Raw genomic sequence first — 22,930 nt, 5'->3', positions numbered from 1 at the left:
CCGGTTAGAGCAGTTTCAGGAAAAGTGGGAACTGGTTTTCCGTCCGAAACTGCGTGTGAATAGAAGGAGAGATGAGAAAAATGGTTGTCATAATGGATTCCTGTAGCCCGCTGACTATGCTTTTTGCACGGGGAGGGCAGGCTGCACATCATCCGGTATCGGATTGATGAAAACTGTACCGCCGAGGCGTTTTTTATGATCTGCTTTGGCCGCTGTAATATGTTCCGGATTGCGGAACAATTCTGCAGCGGTGCTGCTCATGATTTTCGCTGCATGTGCCATGCCTTTATGGGCGGCAGGCAATTTACCCTGCGCCACCATTTGCCATGAATGCAGCGGCGTGCCGATTGCGCAGGTCGCACCGCGCATTTGCACAGTTGGTACCACCCAGCTTACACTGCCCACATCGGTAGAGCCGACAAGGGAATTATCCCCGTTATACGGCTTATAGACCTCTTCGCATAGGGCAAGGCCGTCTTTCGGCTCAACACCAAAGCGGCGGAAAGCATCCGAGATATCTTCTTTGCTCAGAGTGTCCTGAAATTCGCGGGCAGTCTTTGTGTCCTGCTCGTCAAAAACAGGTGCGCCGAGACGTTCCAGCTGGATCTGCATCAGCTGTTCAAGGGTTGAATTGCCGATCAGATTGGCATCACCGCTGATGATCTCATCACGCACGGAGGTTTCCGTCATCAGGGCTGCACCCTGTGCAATTTTACGAACGCGTTCCAGCAATGTCTGCATTTCCGGCAGGCTGAGCGCGCGGATCAGGTAACGCACAGTGGCTTTGGCCTGCACAACATTCGGTGCAATGCCGCCGGTATCGGTAACAGCATAATGGATACGGGCGCTGGAAGGCATATGCTCGCGCATATAATTGACGCCGACATTCATCAGCTCCACGGCATCCAGCGCACTGCGGCCGAGATGCGGGGCGGATGCGGCATGGGCTGCGCGGCCGGTAAAATGGAAGCTGATTTCATTGCAGGCCAGAGAAACCGGATCATTGACACCGGCAAAAGGAGCGGGATGCCAGCAGAAGGCGACATCCACATCATCAAACAGGCCTTCACGAACCATGAAGCCTTTGGCTGAACCGCCTTCTTCCGCAGGGCAGCCGTAATAACGCACGCGGCCTTTGATACCGTTTTCTGCCAGATAGTCTTTCAGCGCAGAGGCTGCGAGGAGCGAACCCGAGCCGAGCAGATTATGTCCACAGCCATGACCATGGCCGCCGCGCTCAATTTCCTGCGGTTCTGCCAGACCGGCAATCTGGCTCAGGCCGGGCAGGGCATCAAATTCACCGAGAATAGCAATGACAGGGCCGTCTTCACCGGCTTCGCCCATAACGGCGGTCGGCAGACCGGCAATACCGCGCTCTACGCGAAAACCTTCATCCATCAGCATCTGCGCATGGGCATCGCTGGCTTTATATTCTTCGTAATTGGTTTCAGGATTGTCCCAGACTGTATCACTCAGATCAAAATAGGCAGGGCTTTTCTCTTCAACGATATCCCAGATATCAGAATGATTTTTCAATTGCCTGCTCCGTTTGATCCTGACACGCGCTGCATCCTTTACGGATAGTGTCGTGCTATGCTCGTTTACCCGTTCAGACTGGGAAGGTGAAGGGGTATTACAACTTATTATTGAGTGCTGATAAAATTCCTTGGCCCCGCTTACAAGTGCTGATTACATCAAAAGCTGCCGTTCAACATAGTTTGATGCTGATACGGGCTGTATAAAGACAGCATGCGGGTCTGGAATATCCTCCGTTGCAGACAACCTCCTCTTTCTGCGCGCTGATAACTACAGTGACGAAATGGCAGAGTACAGGCACAATAATGCTCAAAAAGACGGCATTATTTGCCAATATGGATGACTGATGTGCCGAAACGGGCGTGAAACAGCGCTTTTGAACACTGTTTCAGGCTGAGAATAAGCATAATGGTCAGTTTTGACGGATGTATAAAGTGGTCGTGATTCAGTGGCCGTTGACCAGCCCGAGGATCAGCTGATGAATATTTCCGCCCTGTGCCATATCTGAACGGTCAAAATCGCGGCCGCGCTGGCGCTGTTCCTGAAACAGTTCCGAGAGTACTTTATTCAGCTCTGTTTTGAATTTGGTGCATTTCGGATCATTGGCAACGGACATCCCGACGGTGGCCGTTTCAATTTTCTGCACCATTTCTTTGATGTAATCGCCGTGAATATGTTCATGTTTTTCAATGCCGGCATAGAATGTTGCCCAGAGCGCGGCAGTCTCCGGCGGTAGCTTTTGCGCCGGTTTAGGCAATGTATATGTAATTGTCAGTTTTGGTTTGGCGGAAACCAAAGTGCAGTTGCCATCATCGGTTTTATATTTGCGCGACCAGAGCAGGGTGAAATTTGTATGTGCAATGGTGCGTCTGTTTTTGCCGATCTGCGGACCTTTTTGGCCGATGGAAGCATAGAGCTCGGGGCCTGTTGTGCCGGAGACAGAATAGGTTTCCACCTTCTCAATCGCCTGCCATTCAGCTTGTGCACTGCCCGCCCAGATTGTGCCGGTTGCAAGCAGGGTGAAGAAAATACTTTTAACAGACATGTTATCTTCCGGTTTGACCGACATTGTTGAAAGAATGCCGGAACCGGCGTGTCTATACCTAGAGCGTATCCCGAAAAGTGTGAAGCGCCTTCGCGGGAAAAACAGTCCACTGGACTGTTTTTTTATCCCGCTTCGATCGGATAACATATGCGCAAAGTAAAAAGATCGAGTATTTTTGCCGGAATGGATCGCATCAGTGAAAGCATCATTCGAATGGCGACAAGCCGGTCTCCCGTTTCACCGGTTCTGAGCCTCCCCTGATTTAGTTGGGATGATTGTGATTTTATTCAAAATTATCAATGGCACTCGGGCAGAGATCGTTCCACTATCACGATACGGAATCACTTAACTCCGGTCATCAATCACTTTGTGACCGGACTAAGAGCGTAGTCTGAAGACTGTGAAACAGTTTTCGGGATGCGCGTAAAATGAACAGGCAAGGCAGTTCTGTTGGTTACTTGAACAGAGAGGTTTTGTCTGCCGGATGGAATGGGGAATACCAGTATGAATATTTATAAAAAGGCGCTTTCGGCGACAGCACTTGCTTTGCTGCTCGGCGGAATGGCCTCTGCTCAGGCTTCAGCAAAAACACTGATTTATTGCTCTGAAGCGGCACCGGACAATTTTGATGCGGCAACCACCACATCAGGTGCAACTTATGACGCTTCGGCGCGTAACGTGTCCAACGGTCTGATTAAAATCAAGCGCGGTTCAACAGAACTGGAACCGGGTCTGGCCGAGCGCTGGGAAATTTCGGAAGATGGTAAGGAATATACTTTCTTTCTTCGCAAAGGCGTAAAATTCCAGACGACCAGCTATTTCACACCAACCCGCGAATTCAACGCGGATGACGTGATTTTCAGCTTTGACCGTCAGGGTAACAAAGAAAATCCGTTTTACGGCAAGGGGACATGGCCGCAATATGGTGCCTATTCTTTCCCGACACTGATTAAAGAAATCCAGAAGATCGACGATTATACGGTTAAGTTCGTGCTGAACCGTCCGGAAGCAACAATGATTGCTTCGCTGTCGCTAACCTTTGCTGTAATCCAGTCCAAAGAATATGCGGATCAATTGGTGGCAGAAGGCAAAACCGATCAGCTGAGCCAGCTGCCGGTTGGTACCGGCCCGTATCAATATGTGGATTATCAGGCAAATAGCGCTGTGCGTTTTCAGGCCAATCCTGATTACTGGGGTGGCAAACAGAAGATCGACAATCTGATTTTCGCGATCACACCAGATGCTTCCGTGCGTTATCAGAAGCTGAAGGCTGGCGAATGCCATATCATCGCTTATCCGAACCCAGCGGATATTGATGAGATGAAAGCGGATACCTCGCTTGAAGTGCAGCGTAAAGAAGGCCTGAACATTGCTTTCATGGCGTACAACACTGTTGTTGCACCATTCGACGATGTGCGCGTGCGTAAAGCGCTGAATATGGCGATCAACAAACAGGCGATCATTGATGCCGTATTCGGTTCAACCGGTATGGTTGCGGTCAACGCAATGCCTCCGGGTGTTTGGGGCTATAATAAAGACGTTAAAGACGATGCCTATGATATTGAAGCATCGCGCAAGCTTCTTGAAGAGGCCGGTGTTAAAGATCTTTCGATGAAGATCTGGGCAATGCCGGTGCAGCGTCCTTATATGCCGAATGCCCGCCGTGCAGCGGAATCAATGCAGGCTGATCTGGCAAAAGTTGGTGTTAAAGCTGAGATCGTCTCCTATGACTGGAGCGAGTATCTGAAACGCTCGCTGGAAAAAGACCGTGACGGTGCAGTCATGCTCGGCTGGACCGGTGGTATGGCTGATCCGGACAACTTCCTTGCAGCTTTGCTGGGTTGTGAAGCTGTCGGCAGCAGTAACCGTGCCAACTGGTGTAATGCTGATTTCGAAAAGCTTATTCAGGCAGCGAAACTGACCACGGATCAGGCAGAACGCACCAAGCTTTACGAGCAGGCGCAGGTGATCTTTAAAGAACAGGCTCCGTGGCTGACGATTGCCCATCAGGTAATGGAACAGCCGGTCAGCAAGAAAGTCAAAGATTTCCGTATCGATCCTTTCGGCGGTTATCTCTTTGAAGATGTTGATATCGAAGAATAAGCAACACGATCTTACCCGTTTTTGGTGAGCACTTGTTTCAAAATCAATGGCGCCGTCACCGGCGCCATTTCTGCAAGATGAAATGAAACTGTAAGCTGATACCAAAGTTCATTGAGTAAAACTCATTGGACTTTGGTTAAGCCCGTGTGGTGATTGAACATTTTCAAGGCGTGATGCGTTAGCATCTTGAGCCGCCTTGGTATGAGGTAAAAGAATCCGATGGATATTGTTGAACGCTTTCTGAACTATACCCGTATTAATACCACAGCCGTATCCGATGCGGGGAAATTGCCGTCGAGCAGCGGTCAGACTGAACTCGCCAATCTGTTGGCAGGCGAGCTGCGTGATCTGGGACTGGACGTGGAAATGAGAGATCATTCCATCGTGGTTGGTACATTGCCGTCCAATATCAAAGATGCCGGCCGTCAGGCACCGGTGATCGCATGGGTCGCCCATATGGATACCAGCGGTGAATATACCACTGATACCAAGGCGCATGTGGTGGAGTATCAGGGCGGGGATATCGTCCTCAATAAAGCGCTTGATATTGTGATGCGCGTTGAGGAATTTCCGGAGCTGAAAAATTATGAAGGTGACCGTATTATCGTGACAGACGGCACCAGCCTGCTGGGTGCGGATAACAAGTCAGCGATCGCTGAAGTCATGCATGCGATGCAGGTGTTGCAGGATAATCCGCAGATTGAGCATGGCGAGGTTAAAGTCGTGTTTGTGCCGGATGAAGAGATCGGTCTGCTTGGCGCGAAAGCACTGGATGTACCGAGCCTCAATGCGGATTTCGCCTATACGCTGGACTGTTGTGCAGTGGGTGAAATTGTCTATGAAAACTGGAATGCCGGTGAGTTCCACATCACTTTCCGCGGCCAGCCTGCTCATCCGATGTCGGCCAAGGGCAAGCTGCGCAATGCTATTCTCTATGCCCAGCAATATATTGGTATGCTGCCGGCGGGTGAAAGGCCGGAACATACGGAAAATCGTGAAGGCTATTACTGGGTCAAAGCTATTCAGGGCAGCGTGGCATCTGCCAAAATCGTGGTTGATATCCGCGATTTTACGGTAGAGGGCTATGATAAGCGCCGTAACTTTATCGACACGCTTGCCGCAAGTTTTAATCAGTTGCATGGTGAGGGCACAGTATCGGTTGAATATCGTCCGATGTATCCCAATGCTGCCGAAGGCCTGAAGGGCGATAATTTCTATCCGGTTGAACTGGCTCTGGAAGCGATGAAAGCTATTGGTGTCGAACCTTATGCCATTCCGATGCGCGGTGGTTATGACGGTGCAGTTCTGTCAGAAAAAGGTCTGCCTTGCCCGAACCTGTTCTGCGGTGCGCATAATTTCCATTCGATCTACGAGTTCCTGCCGGTGGCTTCACTGAACAAGGCCTCGGAGATGGTGATTGAGATTTTGAAACGCGCAGCAGCGGCTAAACGCTGATTAAACATACGAACACAGTTATGAATGTTACAGGCGCGGAAGAAGACCGCGCCTGTTTTTATTCGGTCAGTAACAATGTGTGGAAGCCGGTAATACGCAGCAGATGCGCGCGCCATTCCGCAATGGCCTGATAATTATTCACATACCAGCGCAGAGCCGAATAGACCTGATTGAACGCGCCGACTGTCATCATCAGCCCGCCGAAATTCAAGCCGCCGGAAAAATAGATCGGGGCGGCAGCCAATATCGGCACCACAATGGCCATCCAGCCAAAGCCTGATGAAATCCATGTGAGATTGGTCTCCATGAGGATCAGCTTTTTTATGCTGGAATACAGGCCTTGAAATTTGCCGCGCAAAAAGCCGATTTTCCGTTCGCTCTCATTGGCCATCGGGTAATTATCGTTTTCACTAATAATCTTAACAAGAGCGGTTCTGAATTCTGCTTCCTGCGCTTCACGGGCAGCGTTCAGTTTGACCAGCCCGCGCCCCACTAAACGGCTGAGGGCAGACGCAAGACCAACATAGAGAATGGCCGCCCAGACCATATAGCCCGGCAGTGAAAATTCGTAGCCGTTATAGCGGAATACAAAACCTTCCGACACATTCCACAGGATGCCGATAAAACTGAATAACAGAATAGAAGACTGAATGAAGCCGATTGTCAGCCCCGTGGTTGAATCCGCCAGCTGTCTTGTATCCTGATGGATGCGCTGGTCGGGATTTTGCGCATAAAAACCGGTCTTATCGAGTTTAGATGCCTTATTGCCATGCAGCCAGCAATCAAGGAGGTTTTTGACAATGGCTTTACGCATCACCACGGAAAGCGTTTGCTGGAACCAGTTTTGTGCAACATTGAGCACCAGCAATCCGGCAGCAATGAAGACAAAGATCTGCAACTGCCGGATAAATTCCGGCACATCCCGTTGCTCAATGGAATTATAAAACGGTACATTCCATTGATTGAGCGTTACCTGCCCATAGGCGGTTGCCAGCAAAATCAGCAACAGCGTAACAGACATGGCTGCCAGTTTCAGAAACTCTTCCGATGAGTTCAGAAGTCTGCGAAGAATGCCGAGTTGCGTGAAAAATGGAATATCCGGTAGGTGGCTGTCGCTCTGAGGGTCTTGTTGATGTGGCACCGAAATGACTTCTTTCAGCTGCTGCATAATTTAAAATCTTAGAGCGACCTTTGTGCGCCCAATGGGATGCACGGCGCTCTAATGACCCTGTAATTTTAGGCTGACTGCAAAGTAATAGAATTCGGGGAGACGATCCAGAGCGGCCATTGAAAAAAATACGCTGCAATTTCATCAATGATAGAAACGACGAGCAAAAAAATCCCCCGAACCATTACTGGTCGGGGGATTGTCTCTTCAGAACTGAGTAGGAAGATCAGTCTTCTTTGCCGTAAATACCGGTATGGATGACACCATCCGCACCGCACCATGCGCGATACATGCCGGGGCTGTTGAACGGCAGTTCGATATTGCCTTTGGCATCAACGGCGATCAGGCCGCCGGAGCCGCCGAGTTCACCGAGTTCCTGCACTACATCGCCTGCAGCCTGTGCAAGGCTCTGGCCTGCCCAGCGCATGCGCGCATCAATTTCATGACCAACCGCCCAGCGAATGAAATATTCGCCATGACCGGTTGCGGAAATTGCAGCGGTTTTGTCATCCGCCCATGTACCGGCACCGATCACAGGGCTGTCGCCCACGCGACCCGGTGTTTTCGCGGTCATGCCACCTGTGGAAGTCGCAGCAGCAATATGGCCATTTTTATCGAGCGCAACCGCACCGACTGTACCGTGTTTGCGTGCCGGATCACCATCATCCGCAAGACCAAGACGGCGGCGTTCCATTTCCGCTTTCAGCGCATCCAGACGCTGCTGGGTGCCGAACCATTCCGGCTCCATCATTTCCAGACCGGCATTTTCACAGAAGCGCTTGGCACCGTTACCGGCGAGGAACACATGCTCGGTCTGTTCCATGACTGCACGGGCTGCCAGCACCGGATGACGCGGGCCGCAAATGCCGGTGATCGCACCGCAGGCACGGGTCGCACCGTCCATCACGGCAGCATCCATCTCATGGGTAGCATCAGTGGTATAAACCGCGCCGCGACCGGCATTGAACAGTGGATTGTCTTCCAGCGCCATAACGGCTGCAGTGGTTGCATCAAGTGCGCTGCCGCCTTCATGCAAAATTTTCAGGCCGGCTTCCAGACAGGCTTTGAGACCTGCATGATAGGCGGCTTCCCGTTCCGGTGTCATGTTGGATTTCAGGATCGTGCCTGCACCGCCGTGGAGTGCAATTACAGGAGTAGTTTCAGACATGGTATTCCTCAGATATTGAAAGCTGTCATGAGAACGCCGTCTCAATTGAGACGGCGTAACTTCATCAGTCAGAGCGCAGTTTCGGATCCAATGCGTCGCGCAGACCATCACCAAACAGGTTGAAACCCAGAACGGTTACGAAAATCGCAATGCCCGGAAACAGGGTCAAATGGTCGGCAACGCCCATATAGGAGCGACCGTCTGCCAGCATGGCACCCCATTCAGGGCTTGGCGGCTGTGCGCCCAGACCGATGAAGGAGAGGGATGCCGCAGTCAGAATGGATGTCCCGATACGCATGGAGAAATAGACGATCACATTTGGCAGTGTGCCCGGCAGAATGTGGCGCAGCATGATCACTCGGTCTTTAACCCCGATGGCACGCGAGGCATCCACATAGACAGTGCGCTTGAGCTGCAAAGTTGTACCGCGGGCAAGACGGGCAAAAACCGGAATCGAGAAGATCGCAACCGCATAGATCACATTGGTGATGCCAGGTCCGAGAATAGCGATAACGGCAATCGCCAGCAGGATACCCGGAAAGGCCAGCAGCAGATCGCACAGACGCATCACGGCGGAGTCAATCCAGCGGCCGTAATAGCCGGAAATGATGCCGAGCGAGACGCCCACCAGAGCACCCAGTGTCACGGACAGGAAGCCGACGGACAGTGAAATCCGTGCGCCCCAGATGATACGGCTGAAAATATCGCGGCCATAGGTATCCGTACCTGCCCAATGGGCGGCACTCGGCCCTTGCAGCACAGCATTATAATCCGGAATTGTCGGATCATAAGGGGCAACAAACGGCGCGAAGATAGCCATCAACACCAGTGTGATGATGAAGATAAGCGCAACCATAGCCACTTTTTGTTTTTTAAAGCGGCGCCAGAATTCAGCCAAAGGCTTGCGCATTTTTTCGGTGGGTTCCACCACAACAGTTGTCGCACTCATTTGTAGCGGATCTCCGGATTTGCGAAAGCATACAGCACATCAACCAGCATATTGATGAAAATGAACTGCAGCGAGAACAGCAGGATCAGCGCCTGAATGACCGGATAGTCACGATAGGACACTGAATCGACCAGCAGACGGCCGAGACCCGGCCATGAGAACACGCTCTCAACCACAATCGAACCACCGAGCAGGAAGCCGAATTGCAGGCCGACCATGGTGATGATCGGGATCAGCGCATTGCGCAGGGAGTGTTTCCAGATCACACGGCGTTCCGGCACACCTTTGGCGCGCGCAGTGCGGACATAATCTTCACGGGCAATTTCGATGAAGGAAGAGCGGGTGAAACGTGCCATAACTGCCGCAACACCGACGCCGAGCGTAAAGGACGGCATGACAAAATGCTGCCATGTGCCGTAGCCGCCGGTCGGGAACCAGCCGAGATGGACGGAAAACAGGTTGATAAGTAGCAGGCCGAGCCAGAAAGGCGGAAAGGAAATACCGGAAACCGCAATAATCATACCCGCATAATCAGGCCATTTGCCGCGTTTGACAGCGGAGACAACGCCGATCAGCAGGCCGAGAGCCGTTGACCAGAGCATGGCGAACAAGGTCAGCCAGACGGTCGGCATCAGGCGGGCGCCGATTTCTTCCGCAACAGTGCGGCGGGTTTTCAGCGAAATGCCGAAGTCGCCCTGCACAGCGCGGGTAAAATAGCGGACGAACTGTTCAGGCAGCGGTTTATCAAGCCCGAGCGAGGAGCGCACAACGGCGACATCTTCAGCGCTGGCTTCAGGGCCGGCAACAAGGCGGGCAGGATCACCGGGCAACATATGCACGAAGGCAAAAACGCAGACCATCACCATCGCAATGACAGGGACAGTGGCCAACAGCCGTTTGATCAGATAGGCAAACATGGATTTCCTTTCTGAAAAACTGTGCTGACCGTATTAAGCGTATCCCGAAAAGTGCGAAGCGGTTTTCGGATAAGATACGCGTCAAATAGCGGTCAGCACTCGCTTTCAGATGCGATTATTCAGCAAAAGCGGCATCTTCGAGCAGGAAGCCGCGGTCAGGCAGCATATAAACGCCTGACAGGCTTTTGCTCTTGGCAGCAATATTCTGGCCTACACCAAGGAAAATCCACGGTGCATCCTGCCAAGCAAGCTTCTGCACTTCCGCATAGGCTTCAGCACGTTTTGCCGGATCTGCAGTTGCAATACCTGCTTCAATCGCAGCATCAACCTTCGGATTTTTATAATATGCGACGTTGAACATTGCAGGCGGGAAGCTCTGACCGTAAAGCAGCGGGCGAATACCCCAGTCAGCATCACCGGTCGAAGCAGACCAGCCGCCGTAATACAGCTGCACAGTTGCATCTTCAGGCTTATCAACGCCCCAGACTTTCTGCGCGGCAACACCGGCTTCAAGCGGCACGACATTGACCTTTACATTGATCTGCGCCAGCTGCTGCTGGATGAACTGCGCGGCACGCAGGGAACCGGTATTGGAGGCAGCCCAGACTTCTGTTTCAAAACCGGCTTCGAGGCCTGCTTCTTTCATCAGCTCTTTGGCTTTGTCGAGATTGAAAGTGTAGTCACCGGCCTTCACATGGAATGCCAGAGCCGAAGGAATGATGGAATCTGCCGGTGAGCAGTAACCATTGGAAACAACTTTACAGAAAGCGTCTTTATCAACGGCATAGTTCAGAGCCTGACGCACGCGCAGATCATCAAACGGCTTCTTCAGATTGTTCATGGCGACATAGGTTTCGACGATCGACGGTGTCGCTTCGACCTGAACATTCGGATTGTTTTCGACTGCCTTCATCAGTTCAGTCGGGAATGTCGGAATGTACTGAGCTTCGCCGGTCTGCAACATCGCAAAACGGGCGCCGGATTCCGGAACGGAGCAGATGGTCACGCCGTCAACTTTCGGCATGCCTTCTTTCCAGTAATTGTCGTTTTTCACGACTTCCAGTGTATCAGCAGCCCAATGTTTGAAAGTGAACGGGCCGGTGCCGACCGGATTACGGTCGATATCTTTGCCGAATTTTTCCAGCGCTGCCGGAGAAATCATCATCGCGCCCGGATGGGCGAGAGAGGCAACCATGGCACCGAAAGGCTCTTTGAGGGTCAGTTTGATGGTTGAATCATCAACGGCCTGTACTTCCTTAACCATGGAAACAAGACTGCGGCGGGACAGTTTGTTATCCGGATTGGCAAGACGGTCGATGTTGAACTTGGCGGCAGCAGCATTGAAATCTGTGCCGTCATGGAATTTGATGCCCTTGCGCAGTTTGATTGTAAACTCGGTGGCATTTTCATTGGCTTCATAGCTTTCAGCGAGAAGCGGGATCAGTTTCATATCCTTGTCGAAGCCGAACAGACCCTGATAGATCAGACGCAGCGAGGTCTGGGACAGGGTGTCATTGACCACAGCAGGGTCAAGACCGGTCAGGTTGTCCTGAACAGCAACGGTGAGCGATTTCGCCCATACGGTGCCCGGAAGCATGACAGCGGCAGCTAATGCCGATGACAGCAGAATTGATTTCAGTTTCATTAGTCTCTCCTTCCACTTATTATTTAAAATCACCGATCGGGTGGCGGGCTACAAAATGGCCGGGTTCCACCTCAACCAATGGTTTGACAACAGGCATATCGTCGGGCTTGCGCACCGGACTTGGGATTTCGCCCTCAATCAGCGGTCTGTTGCGGTCGCGCCGTGCCGGATCAGCAATCGGCACCGCAGAGAGCAGACGGCGGGTATAGGCATGTTGCGGATTTTCAAAAATCTGACGGCGCGGGCCGATTTCAACAATCTGTCCGAGATACATCACGGCAACACGGTGCGAGACGCGTTCAACCACGGCCATGTCATGGCTGATGAAAATATAGGACAACCCGCGTTTTTCCTGCAATTCCATCATCAGATTGATGACCTGCGCCTGAATGGAAACGTCCAGTGCGGCCACAGCCTCATCCGTAATCAGAATATCCGGATCACCGGCCAGAGCGCGGGCAATGCAGATACGCTGACGCTGGCCGCCGGAGAACTGATGCGGATAGCGGCGCGCATGTTCCGGCTGCATGCCGACATCGCGCAGCAATTGCACAACCCGCTCCTCAATCTCATTGCCCTTGGCAAGGCCGTGGGTAATGAGCGGCTCGGCAATAGAGAAGCCGACGGTCAGGCGCGGATCGAGCGAGGCAAACGGATCCTGAAACACATATTGGATCTTGCGGCGAACGGCGAGTTTCTCAGCGCCGCTCAGCTTGAAAATATCCTTGCCGCGATAGTGTACCGAGCCGGATGTGGCTTCCTGCAGCATCATCAGAGTGCGGCCGGTGGTGGATTTTCCGCAGCCGGATTCACCGACAAGTGCCAGAGTTTCGCCCTGACGCAGATCAAAATTGACCTGTTCAACCGCGTGTACACGACCGGCCAGCTTGGAGAAGAAACCACGGCGGATATCAAAACGGGTGACGAGATCGCGCACTTTCAGCACTGGTTCGTCGGATTTGATGGTGTCCTGCGGCGGGGAGACTTCAAATTCAGCAGGCTTACCGTCTGCATGATCGGTTTTGAGCATAGGGAAACGGCGCGGCAGGTCTTCACCATTCAGCGCACCAAGACGCGGCACAGCAGCCTGCAAAGCACGGGTATAAGGATGCTGCGGCGACTTGAAAACGTCCTCTACAGTGCCTTCTTCGACTTTTTCACCGTGACGCATCACGAGAACGCGGTCGGCTACTTCTGCCACCACACCCATATCATGGGTGATGAACAGCACAGCCATGCCCATCTCTTCCTGCAATAGGCGGATGAGACGCAAAATCTGTGCCTGAATGGTCACGTCAAGCGCTGTGGTCGGCTCATCCGCGATCAGCAGTTTCGGTTTGCAGGACAGTGCCATCGCAATCATCACGCGCTGGCGCATACCACCGGAAAGCTGATGCGGGTGGCGGTCAAGCAGGCGTGCCGCATCGGGAATACGGACTTTTTCCAGCATGCGCAGTGCTTCTGCACGCGCTTCTGAAGCAGAGCAATTCTGGTGCAGGCGCACAGCTTCTGCAATCTGCTCGCCAACGGTAAAGACCGGATTGAGCGAGGTCATCGGTTCCTGAAAGATCATGGCAATATCATTGCCGCGGATCTTTTCCATCGCCTTCAGGGAATGTTTGGTGAGGTCGGTGGTAACACCGTCATTGCCGGTAAAGTGGATGCCGCCTTCGGTAATCTTGCCGCCGCCGCTTTCCACCAGACGCATGATTGCCAGCGAGGTTACGGATTTGCCGGAACCGGATTCACCAACCACAGCCAGTGTTTCTCCGGCCTTGATCTCGAAAGACAGGTTTTTAACCGCACGGAATGTGCTTTCATCACCTTTGAAATCAACGCTGATATTTTCAACGCGGATAACCGGTGCTGTTTGCGGGTTACTCGGCTTCACTGACATCCGTGGTCCTCGTTTTGGACTGCGGATGCTGTTCATCATCCGCATAAAAATAGGGCATGAGAAAGCGTGTCATCGATACGGCATCGGACACGCTCTGATGATGGGCCGCCAGAACGGCGAGAATAGTTTCAAAAGCAGCAAGTGCGGCAATGCCGGAACTGTGCAGAACCGGATGATCCGCCGGAATGAAAATCTGCTCATGGCTGAGGGCGCAAAGCGGAGAATGCGCTCCGTCTGTAACCGCGATGCAATAGGTGCCGCGACCACGGGCGAGCTTCATAAAATCGACTGTGTGTTGTGAATAGCGTGGCAATGCCATGGCGATCAGCAGGTCTTCAGGGCCGAGGCCTGCGATTTTAAGAGCGACCCGTTCCATGCCGTTCTCACCGGTCAGCATGACCTGCGCACGGCTGAAAGGCAGCAGCCTGTCGGCAAAAAGCTGGAGCAGATTGCCGCTGACACCAAAGCCTAAGAATGCAATGCGCTGGGCGTTCTGGATACGCATGGCAGCGCTTTCCCAGACCGGATTATCCGCTTGCTTTGCAACAGTCTGCACCTGTGAAAGGGCATTCTTGAAGGCGTCTTTAATCACACGGCGCGGCGGAATGTGACGGGCGCGGTCGATATTTTCAACCGGCTTCAGCAAGGATTGATAACCCTGCACAGCATGGGCGCGAAATTCGGTAAAACCGTTCAGGCCGAGAGCTTTGACAAAACGTGTGATGGTGGCGGTGGAGGTTTCGGTGGCTGTTGCCAGCTCTTCAATGCCCATTGTGGCAACCGGAAAGGGGTTCGTCAGCACGAAATCAGCAATTTTCTGCTGATTGGCTGTCAGGCGTGACCACTGTGCTTCAATAAGCGCCGGTAGATTCACCGATCTTTCCCCCTCATTATTCTCCCGAAAAAAATCCTATCAAAAAAGATTCAAAATGAAAATCTTTTTCATCGAAGTGTCACAGAAATAAATTTCTACGATGCAGAATGAAATTCAGCCGCTGTTCGGATGGGAACAGCGGCATGAAACAGGTTCAACAGAGAGGGAGCCGAAGGCTTTGTTATATCAGGCTTTTGACCGCGCCAATATCTGCACCATCCGTGCGAGTTCGGCTTCACTTGAATTGGCAAAGCCAATGCGGAAAGCCTGTGTGGCACGGCTTTTATCCAGCTCAAAATGTGCACCGGGCAAGACGGAGAGGCCGGAGCGGGCAGCATTTTCAGACCATGTTTGTGCACAAAACCCCTGATTGAGTCTGAACCAGATGGCCAGACCACCGGCCGGAAGCGAGAACCGGCCGTCATCGCCGAGCAGGTTTTGCAACTGTCCGGCGAGAAAGTCGCGTCTTGCGTGATAAATCCGGCGGGCTTTGCGGGCATGGCGCTTGATAGTGCCGTCAGCGAGCAGGTCACTTAGGGCAAGTTCCAGCGGCAGATCGCCTTGCCGGTCAATCGCCTCACGGTGCCGGATCATCCGCCTGAGAATATTCGCCGGTGCAACGGCATAGCCGATACGAATGCCCGGAGCCAGAACCTTGGACAGGGAGCCGAGATAGATAACCGGCAGTTCCTTGCCGGAACGCGCGGTTAGTGGCAGGACAGGGCGGCCGTCATAGCGATATTCATTGTCATAATCATCCTCGATAATGACCAGACCGTAACGCTGTGCAATATCAAACAGGCGCAGCCGTCTTGCGGCTCCGAGTGTGACGGTTGTCGGATATTGATGATGCGGTGTCAGGTAAACGGCTTTGAGCTGCGGGTCTTGTCGGGCAAGTGCCTCAAGAGCATCAACATCAATGCCGCCTTCATCCACCGCTATGCCGCAGATTTCTGCGCCTGCTGCACGAAATGCCGACCATGCCAAAGGATAACCCGGTTGCTCAACGGCAATTTTTGTGCCGGGCTCAATGATTGCTTTTGCAGCCAGAAACAGCGCCATCTGGCTGCCTCTGGTAATGAGGATATCTTTCTCAGTTGCCACCAGACCGCGCTCGACATTCAGATAGGCTGAAAGATTTTCCCGCAGTGATTTATTGCCTGCCGGATCACTATAGGAGCCGCCATGGGTGAAATTGGTGCTTGTCAGTGCACGGCGGAAAGCCTGCGCAAAGGCGGTTGTCGGCAGCAGGCGCGCATCCGGTGCGCCGTCAGAAAATTTGAGCGTAAAAAGCGGCAGATTGCTGTTCACGGGAGAGGGCTGTTTACCGGCCGTTGTTGTTTTTCCTGAGCCGGAAACGTCCGGCAGGTCATGGGAAACAAAGGTGCCGCGCGATGGTTCAGCTGAAAGCCAGCCCTGCATTGTCAGTTCGTGATAGGCCGCATCAACAGTATTGCGGTTGAGTTTGAGTGTTTGCGCCAGCGAACGTGTGCCGGGCAAAGCCGCGCCGGGTTTGAGGCGGCCGCGTTCAATCTCGCCGATAATAGAGCGGGCTAAGGCCAGAAAAATCGGTTCCCGTTCGCGGGCAGAGACTTCGATTGCAAGTGCAGTACTTTTTCTCATCACAGACCTGAATTGATAAAGGCAGGATACTGCCTGTTCCATATTAGAGCGGAAGAGAGGCTTCAGACGCCGGTCAGCCTTGCAGACGGCGTGACCAGTCCTCCGTTTTTCGTGTAGCCAGTCGCTTAACGGCATAATCGCGCCAGTTCTGCGCAAGATGTTCAAGATCAGCCATCACAGCCAGTTCTGCAAAGTTCAGCGTATCGACATATAAAATATGCCATGCCTTGCGGATGGTCCAGTCAGGTGAGGGGCGCTCAATCAGCCGTAATGTATCGCCGGCTTCAACAAAGCCCTCCTGCAGAACACGATAATACCAGCCGGTTCGGCCGCTGCGTTGCACACGCAGGGACATGTCACCGGTATCAAAGCGGAAATTAAGCTTCCAGCAGGGCTGACGCCCCTGACTGACCTGAATAATGGCATCGCCAGCCTGAAATATGTCCCCGATTGCAATAGTCTCTTCTGTCAGGCCGGTGGTCGAAATATTTTCACCGAACGCGCCTGCCTGTTGCAAGACATCCCGCTCGCCGATTTCCTGCCTCCAGACCGCATAATGTTCATAGGCATAATGATGAACAGCTTTTTCCGGCCCGCCGTGATGCTTGCGATCGCCTTGTGCATCCTTGGTGAAACCTTCTGTGCCGAGCCAGTTCTTGCCCTGCGACGGGGTTTTTGCAATTGCACTGGGGGCTTCGCGGGGGCCAAGCGGGGCAACGGAACCGGTCAGAACTGTATTTATCGAAATCATATTTGCGTTCTCTGGGCGTAAGGAGAGAGCCATTTCTGACCAATATTATGACTGATATTGGTCAGAAATGGAGGCCGACCTTGGATTTGAACCAAGCTGAACGGATTTGCAATCCGTTGCGTAACCTCTCCGCCATTCGGCCTGATCTTGGGGCTTAGGATCGTGCAGTTTTCAAAATATCTTGGGAGGATGTTTTGTAAAACCGTCTCCTGAATAATGCTGTTCAGGGTAAAGCGGATGGTCCGGTTTTTATATTCTGAACAGGCCGGTGGCGATGTGCGATGCATAGAAATACAGAATAAAAAACCAGAATAGTCAGTATATCTGTCAGTCAACCGGCCTGTTATTGTCGTATTGTTTCTCTCGTTGCTTTTATTACAGGTCGAGATTGCGCAGCCAGTTCTCAAAACTGACCTGTTTGCTGTTCGGGACAGGAAAATCTGTCGGTTCCGGATGCGGTGCGGATAGGTTTTTGCGCACTTTGCTCGGGCTGACGCCGAACTCATTGGTGAATGCGCGGGTGAAATTTGCGGCAACATCAAAACCGGCCGTTTGGGCAATGTCGAGAATTCTGTCCTGATTGGCCGGATCCTGCAATGTTTCATAGGCCGCTTGCAGGCGCTGTTTGCGGATATAATTCAGAACGCCGCCATGGGACTCGAACAGCTGATAAAGCCGCGTACGGGATATGCCGACCGACCGGCAGATTTTCTCTGCTGTGAGTTGCGGATCGTGAAGATTGTGATGAATGTAGTGATGCACCCGTTCCATGGTGCCGAAGCCGATTTGACCTGGATGGTCATGGTCTGGACGGACACAGGGCTCAACGCCGTTCACAATCATATTCCTGATTGTTTGTACAATACCAGGCAGATCATCCAGTGTCAGCGAGGGCAGATGTGTTTCAACCTGAGCCAGAAAATTCGCCAGCAGCGTGGCAAGCGTTCCTGACAGGATGGAATTATTGACAGACTTGAATAGACCGGCCTCGCCGGAAAACAGGCTGTAAGGCATATAGAGCAGCACAATTTCAGAACTGGTGCAGCGCCCCCGATAGGGGTGTCCGAGTGTACGGAAAGCCACGCGACCCGAGCCGGTTTTAATAACTTTGCCGTCAACCTCCGTCCATGCCTGTCCGCTGCGTCTTAATCCCAGATATCAGTGATCAATCGGGCTGTAGCGCAATTGTGCAGCCGTGCGGGCGTAACTATAGGCATCGCTCTGTTGCCGGACAAACAGCATTTTCCCGAAATGCCAGACAGTATGACACGCAAAAAATCCGTCCTCAGGCAGAACATTGTCCGGCAAACGGACATCAATAATCGGTCGCATATAAGCGCGCCATGCCTCGAATTGCTCTTCGGGAGGCAGGTCCTGCGTGGAAAAATGCAGCGACGGTAAAGGCGGTGCGGTTGAAGGAATGATCACCGGCTCAAGAACATCCTGACCGGTGCGGGGAAAGCGGCGGCGCTCAACCTGCGGCCATGTTGCTTCAGCTCTCAGCCGGTCAGGGTTTCCTTCCGGAGTGTCAGACTGCTTATGCATCCGGTTCCTCCCGTCCACTGCATTTCTTAGCAGTGAAAGCCTGTGAAATCTCTCAGCACATCATCCTCAAGCAATATCTTATCATATCAAATAAGAAATGTACGAAATGATAATTTTCAGGATGCAGCGATAACGACAATCCTCTGACAGAGCGGTATATAGTATATGAAAGTAATTTTGTTAAAATTCCGTTTATACTTTGAGTATTTTTAGTAGGTTTACTTAAGTAATTTCATTAAATTTCTTTTTACATCAATGCAGATTTAAAGATAAATTTGATGGAGTTGAAGATGAGTGAACTTAATCAACATATTGGTAATCAGTCTGGCAGAACACCTGTACGTGAGCTTTATGCTGTTCAGTCGGATATATTACATAAGCAGATTATTGTTACAGGCGGAGCCGGTTTTCTCGGTTCGCATCTCTGTGAGCGTCTCCTCCGTTCAGGCCATCGGGTTATCTGCGTTGATAATTTCTCGACCGGCAGCAAGCAGAATATTATGCATCTGCTTGGTTATGACACTTTCAGTGTTATTGATCATGATATTGTTGAGCCGTTCGATCTGGAAGCGGATGAGATTTACAATCTCGCTTGTCCCGCATCACCGCCGCATTATCAGGCCGATCCTGTACATACAACGCTGACCAGTGTGCTGGGCGCGTATAATCTGCTGACACTGGCTGCCCGCTATAATGCCCGCATTTTTCAAGCGTCAACATCAGAGGTTTACGGCGACCCGCATATTCATCCGCAGGTTGAAACCTATTGGGGCAATGTCAATCCGTTCGGCCCGCGCTCCTGCTATGATGAGGGAAAGCGCTGTGCGGAAACCCTGTTTTTCGACTTTCACAAAGCCTATGACACAGAAATAAAAATCGTCAGGATTTTCAATACTTTCGGTCCGAATATGCGACCGGACGACGGACGTGTGGTTTCCAATTTTATTGTTCAGGCGCTGAAGGGCGAGGACATTACGATTTACGGTGACGGCACCCAGACCCGTTCCTTCTGCTATGTGGATGACCTGATCGAAGGTTTTGTCCGTCTGATGGCGGCTGATGCATCGGTGACAGGACCGATTAATCTGGGCAATCCCGGTGAGTTTATGATCGGTGAACTGGCGAAGATCGTGATTGATCTGACAGGTTCACGCTCGCGTATTGTTCATCATCCGCTGCCTGTCGATGACCCGCGTCAGCGGCGTCCTGATATCTCGCTTGCAATGCGTGAACTGGGCTGGCAGCCGCAGGTGCAGCTGACCGAAGGTCTGGAAAAGACGATCACCTATTTTGACAGCCGTCTGAGCCTCTCCGGCAACAGATTACGGGAGATGGCCAGATGACAGCAAAGCGCATTCTGATTACGGGCGGTGCCGGTTATATCGGGAGCCATACAGCCAAGCTTCTGAAATTCCGGGGCATTGAGCCGGTTGTTTATGACAATTTGTCCACGGGGCACCGGTCTTCCGTGCGCTATGGCCCTCTTGTTCAGGCCGATATTCTGGACACGATGCTGCTGACGGAAACGATCCTGCGTTATATGCCGGTTGCTGTTATTCATTTTGCTGCGTCCGCCTATGTCGGGGAATCCGTTACAGACCCTGCAAAATATTACCGTAATAATGTCTGCGGAACTTTGTCTTTACTGGATGCCTGTCGCGAGACAGGGCTGGATAAGGTGATCTTTTCTTCGAGCTGCGCCACTTATGGCGTGCCGGCAAATTTGCCGGTTGCGGAAACTGCCGCTCAGATCCCTGTCAGTCCTTATGGTCAGACCAAGCTGATTGCTGAACATATGCTGGCTGACTATGCCTCGGCTTTCGGGCTGCGCTATGTGGCTTTGCGCTATTTCAATGCCTGCGGTGCTGATCCGGAAGGTGAGCTGGGAGAGTGGCATGATCCGGAAACCCATCTCATCCCCCGCGCGCTGCTGGCCGCAGCCGGAAAAATCGCACAGCTTGAGATTTTCGGAGATGATTATGACACTGAGGACGGCACCTGTGTGCGGGACTATATTCATGTCACTGATCTCGCCCGCGCCCATGTTCTGGCTTACGATTATCTTGCTGGTGGCGGTGACAATCTTGCTGTCAATCTCGGGACAGGACGCGGCTCCTCTATCCGCGAAATTCTCAATACGATCGACAAGGTAACCGGCCGTCCGGTCCCCATCATTATTCGTCCGCGTCGCGCAGGTGACCCGCCGGCTCTTTATGCCGATCCCGCTCTTGCGCGCCATATGCTTGGTTTTGAACCGCAATATTCGGATCTGGAAACAATCGTCCGGACTGCGGCTCCTTTCTTCGGACTGGAGGCGAGATCATGACACGTCCTGCCATCAACAGACAGAAGTCCTTCACTCTGAATGGTGAACCGCTGCTGGTATCCGTATTTCAGGGCTACAGACGGACAGAATATATTGCCGGTGTTGCCATATGGCTGGCAGCTTTCATCTATTTCTGGGTCTGGTGGCTGCAGCCTGAGCATCATGTGAGCACTTTCGGAACGATTATCACAACCGCGGCGCTGGCATGGTTAACATTGATTCCTGCTTATTTTCTGGTCATGTTTTACTTTGCGGTAAAGCCTGTCGGTGCTTTGCGTATACCGCAGAACAGCCGGATCGCTATGGTTGTGACCAAAGCGCCGTCAGAGCCGTTTCCCATTGTTGCTGAAACACTGCTGGCGATGCTGGCGCAGACACAGCCGCATGATACCTGGCTTGCGGATGAAGATCCGTCACCGGAAACACTGGCATGGTGCCGTGAACACGGAGTTTTCGTATCGACACGCAAAGGCCGCGCCGATTATCACCGGCAGACATGGCCGCGCCGTACACGCTGCAAGGAAGGCAATCTCGCGTTTTTCTATGATCATTACGGCTATGAGCGCTATGATTTTGTTGCGCAGCTTGATGCCGATCATGTGCCTGAACCGGATTATCTCTGGCAGATGTTGCGGCCTTTCGCCGACCCGGCTGTCGGTTATGTTTCCGCACCCAGTATTTGTGACCGCAATGCTGCGGAAAGCTGGTCGGCACGCGGGCGTCTCATTGCAGAAGCGAATTTTCATGGATGCTTGCAAGCAGGCTATAGCGGCGGTTTCGCACCGATGTGTATCGGTTCTCATTATGCCGTGCGTACTGTGGCTCTCAGGGAAATCGGCGGGCTCGGACCGGAACTGGCTGAAGACCATTCCACAACGCTGATGATGAATGCCTATGGCTGGCGTGGTGTCCATGCGATTGATGCCATTGCGCATGGCGATGGCCCGCGCACTTTCGGCGACCTGATTACGCAGGAATTTCAGTGGGCACGCAGCATTGTAATGATCCTGCTGCAATATTCACCGGATCTGATCCCGCGCCTGACACCCCGTTTGCGGTTTTCATTTTTGTTCTCACAATTTTGGTATCCGCTGTCTTCGCTGTTGACTGCAACACTCTTTGCCATGCCGGTTATTGCGCTCATTCGCGGTAAGCCTTTTGTTGCTGTCACATATCCTGAATTTTTGACGCATTTTCTGCCGATGTCGCTGATCCTTCTGGTTTTCGCCTATCGCTGGCGGGCAACCGGAACATTCAGACCTGTAAATAGTCAAATTCTGAGCTGGGAAGGCATACTCTTTTTGCTTGCCCGCTGGCCTTGGGCACTGGCAGGAACACTTGCGGCATTGCGCGACTGGATGACCGGATCTTTTGTTGACTTCCGCGTCACGCCGAAGGGAACATCCGAGGTTGATCCACTGCCTTTCAGGGTTCTGGTGCCTTATGCAATCATTGCGCTTGGTTCTGTTTTTGCTGTGCTTTTGGTGTCTGATGCCGGTGAAAGCCGCGGATTTTATCTCTTCGCCATTTTCAACAGTGTGATTTATGCGGTGCTGATGATCGTGGTGCTTGTCCGGCACAGTGTGGAAAACAAAGTGCGTATGACCACACGCTATTATCGTCCGGTTCTATTGGCGACCATTCTGACCCTTATCATTCTGCCCGGATTTGCAACTTTTGAACGGGGACGTGAAAGCCTCGAAGTGCTTGCCTTGGGCGCAAAACATGTCCGGCTTTTCGAAGAACGTTATTCGGCAGCCGGTGCCGGTGTCGGCGGACAATCGCTGCGCATAACCACATTCAGCCCGCATTGGCGCTCAGACACATCAGCAAACATATCGGAAGATTAGAGCGTATCCCGAAAAGCGGGAAGCGGTTTTCGGATAAGATGCAAGCAAAAACAAAGAGATAGAGCATTTCATCGGATT

Annotated in this window: 18 protein-coding genes and 1 tRNA gene; 5 read left to right on the top strand and 14 right to left on the bottom strand. The window is 52.3% G+C overall.

Features of this window, described 5'->3' with window-relative positions:
- Positions 1–114 precede the first annotated feature (114 nt).
- Positions 115–1,536 (bottom strand): M20 family metallopeptidase, encoded by a 1,422-nt coding sequence (locus JNC80_RS01265; RefSeq protein WP_376709259.1) that lies wholly within the window; start codon positions 1,534–1,536, stop codon positions 115–117.
- A gap of 445 nt (positions 1,537–1,981) precedes the next feature.
- On the bottom strand, positions 1,982–2,581 hold the full coding sequence (locus JNC80_RS01260) for a DUF922 domain-containing Zn-dependent protease (protein WP_376709258.1): 600 nt from the start codon (positions 2,579–2,581) through the stop codon (positions 1,982–1,984).
- 504 nt (positions 2,582–3,085) lie between these two features.
- Here JNC80_RS01260 and JNC80_RS01255 point away from each other — a divergent pair.
- Together JNC80_RS01255 and pepT are read left to right on the top strand one after the other, a co-directional pair.
- Positions 3,086–4,684: an ABC transporter substrate-binding protein gene (locus tag JNC80_RS01255; RefSeq protein ID WP_376709257.1), complete on the top strand. Its 1,599-nt coding sequence runs from the start codon at positions 3,086–3,088 to the stop codon at positions 4,682–4,684.
- A 219-nt stretch (positions 4,685–4,903) separates the two neighbouring features.
- Positions 4,904–6,139: a peptidase T gene (gene pepT, locus JNC80_RS01250; RefSeq protein WP_376709256.1), complete on the top strand. Its 1,236-nt coding sequence runs from the start codon at positions 4,904–4,906 to the stop codon at positions 6,137–6,139.
- 58 nt (positions 6,140–6,197) lie between these two features.
- On the opposite strand, the gene JNC80_RS01245 is transcribed toward pepT, so the two are convergent.
- The 12 genes from JNC80_RS01245 to JNC80_RS01190 all read right to left on the bottom strand — a co-directional run bounded on the left by JNC80_RS01245 (position 6,198) and on the right by JNC80_RS01190 (position 18,676).
- Positions 6,198–7,307, bottom strand: a complete 1,110-nt coding sequence (locus JNC80_RS01245) for an SbmA/BacA-like family transporter (RefSeq protein WP_022710158.1) — start codon at positions 7,305–7,307, stop codon at positions 6,198–6,200.
- A 226-nt stretch (positions 7,308–7,533) separates the two neighbouring features.
- Positions 7,534–8,475 carry an isoaspartyl peptidase/L-asparaginase family protein gene (locus tag JNC80_RS01240; protein ID WP_376709255.1) on the bottom strand — a complete coding sequence of 314 codons (942 nt, stop codon included), beginning with the start codon at positions 8,473–8,475 and terminating at the stop codon, positions 7,534–7,536.
- A gap of 64 nt (positions 8,476–8,539) precedes the next feature.
- Positions 8,540–9,424 (bottom strand): ABC transporter permease subunit, encoded by an 885-nt coding sequence (locus tag JNC80_RS01235; RefSeq protein ID WP_022710156.1) that lies wholly within the window; start codon positions 9,422–9,424, stop codon positions 8,540–8,542.
- Positions 9,421–10,341 (bottom strand): glutathione ABC transporter permease GsiC, encoded by a 921-nt coding sequence (gsiC, locus tag JNC80_RS01230; RefSeq protein ID WP_022710155.1) that lies wholly within the window; start codon positions 10,339–10,341, stop codon positions 9,421–9,423. Before gsiC ends, JNC80_RS01235 begins: the two co-directional genes overlap by 4 nt.
- Before the next feature lie 115 nt (positions 10,342–10,456).
- Positions 10,457–11,986: a glutathione ABC transporter substrate-binding protein gene (locus JNC80_RS01225; RefSeq protein WP_376709254.1), complete on the bottom strand. Its 1,530-nt coding sequence runs from the start codon at positions 11,984–11,986 to the stop codon at positions 10,457–10,459.
- A gap of 19 nt (positions 11,987–12,005) precedes the next feature.
- Positions 12,006–13,883 carry a dipeptide ABC transporter ATP-binding protein gene (locus JNC80_RS01220; protein ID WP_376709253.1) on the bottom strand — a complete coding sequence of 626 codons (1,878 nt, stop codon included), beginning with the start codon at positions 13,881–13,883 and terminating at the stop codon, positions 12,006–12,008.
- Positions 13,864–14,757, bottom strand: a complete 894-nt coding sequence (locus JNC80_RS01215; RefSeq protein WP_075654260.1) for a MurR/RpiR family transcriptional regulator — start codon at positions 14,755–14,757, stop codon at positions 13,864–13,866. The genes JNC80_RS01220 and JNC80_RS01215 overlap by 20 nt, the downstream gene beginning before the upstream one ends.
- Before the next feature lie 186 nt (positions 14,758–14,943).
- Positions 14,944–16,380: a MocR-like pyridoxine biosynthesis transcription factor PdxR gene (gene pdxR, locus JNC80_RS01210; protein WP_376709252.1), complete on the bottom strand. Its 1,437-nt coding sequence runs from the start codon at positions 16,378–16,380 to the stop codon at positions 14,944–14,946.
- Positions 16,381–16,453: 73 nt separating this feature from the next.
- Positions 16,454–17,131 carry an MOSC domain-containing protein gene (locus tag JNC80_RS01205; RefSeq protein ID WP_376709251.1) on the bottom strand — a complete coding sequence of 226 codons (678 nt, stop codon included), beginning with the start codon at positions 17,129–17,131 and terminating at the stop codon, positions 16,454–16,456.
- A 68-nt stretch (positions 17,132–17,199) separates the two neighbouring features.
- Positions 17,200–17,273, bottom strand: a tRNA-Cys gene (locus JNC80_RS01200).
- A 233-nt stretch (positions 17,274–17,506) separates the two neighbouring features.
- On the bottom strand, positions 17,507–18,214 hold the full coding sequence (locus JNC80_RS01195; protein WP_376709250.1) for a helix-turn-helix transcriptional regulator: 708 nt from the start codon (positions 18,212–18,214) through the stop codon (positions 17,507–17,509).
- Between the two features lie 75 nt (positions 18,215–18,289).
- Positions 18,290–18,676: a hypothetical protein gene (locus JNC80_RS01190; RefSeq protein WP_376709249.1), complete on the bottom strand. Its 387-nt coding sequence runs from the start codon at positions 18,674–18,676 to the stop codon at positions 18,290–18,292.
- A 368-nt stretch (positions 18,677–19,044) separates the two neighbouring features.
- On the opposite strand from JNC80_RS01190, the gene JNC80_RS01185 reads away from it, so the two are divergent.
- The 3 genes from JNC80_RS01185 to JNC80_RS01175 are packed head-to-tail and all read left to right on the top strand — an operon-like array spanning position 19,045 to position 22,852.
- Positions 19,045–20,019, top strand: coding sequence for a UDP-glucuronic acid decarboxylase family protein (locus JNC80_RS01185; RefSeq protein ID WP_376709620.1), 975 nt, complete (start codon positions 19,045–19,047; stop codon positions 20,017–20,019).
- Complete coding sequence (gene galE, locus JNC80_RS01180; RefSeq protein ID WP_022709478.1) at positions 20,016–21,002, top strand: UDP-glucose 4-epimerase GalE; 987 nt, start codon at positions 20,016–20,018, stop codon at positions 21,000–21,002. The genes JNC80_RS01185 and galE overlap by 4 nt, the downstream gene beginning before the upstream one ends.
- Entirely contained in the window at positions 20,999–22,852 is a 1,854-nt protein-coding gene (locus JNC80_RS01175) for a glycosyltransferase family 2 protein (protein WP_306401935.1), read from the top strand. The genes galE and JNC80_RS01175 overlap by 4 nt, the downstream gene beginning before the upstream one ends.
- Positions 22,853–22,930 lie beyond the last annotated feature (78 nt).

The organism is Pseudochrobactrum lubricantis (genome assembly GCF_041929865.1).
In the GTDB taxonomy this organism is placed as follows: domain Bacteria; phylum Pseudomonadota; class Alphaproteobacteria; order Rhizobiales; family Rhizobiaceae; genus Pseudochrobactrum; species Pseudochrobactrum saccharolyticum.
The sequence above is the reverse complement of the archived record's forward strand: the minus strand, read 5'-3'. Positions and strand labels throughout refer to the sequence as shown.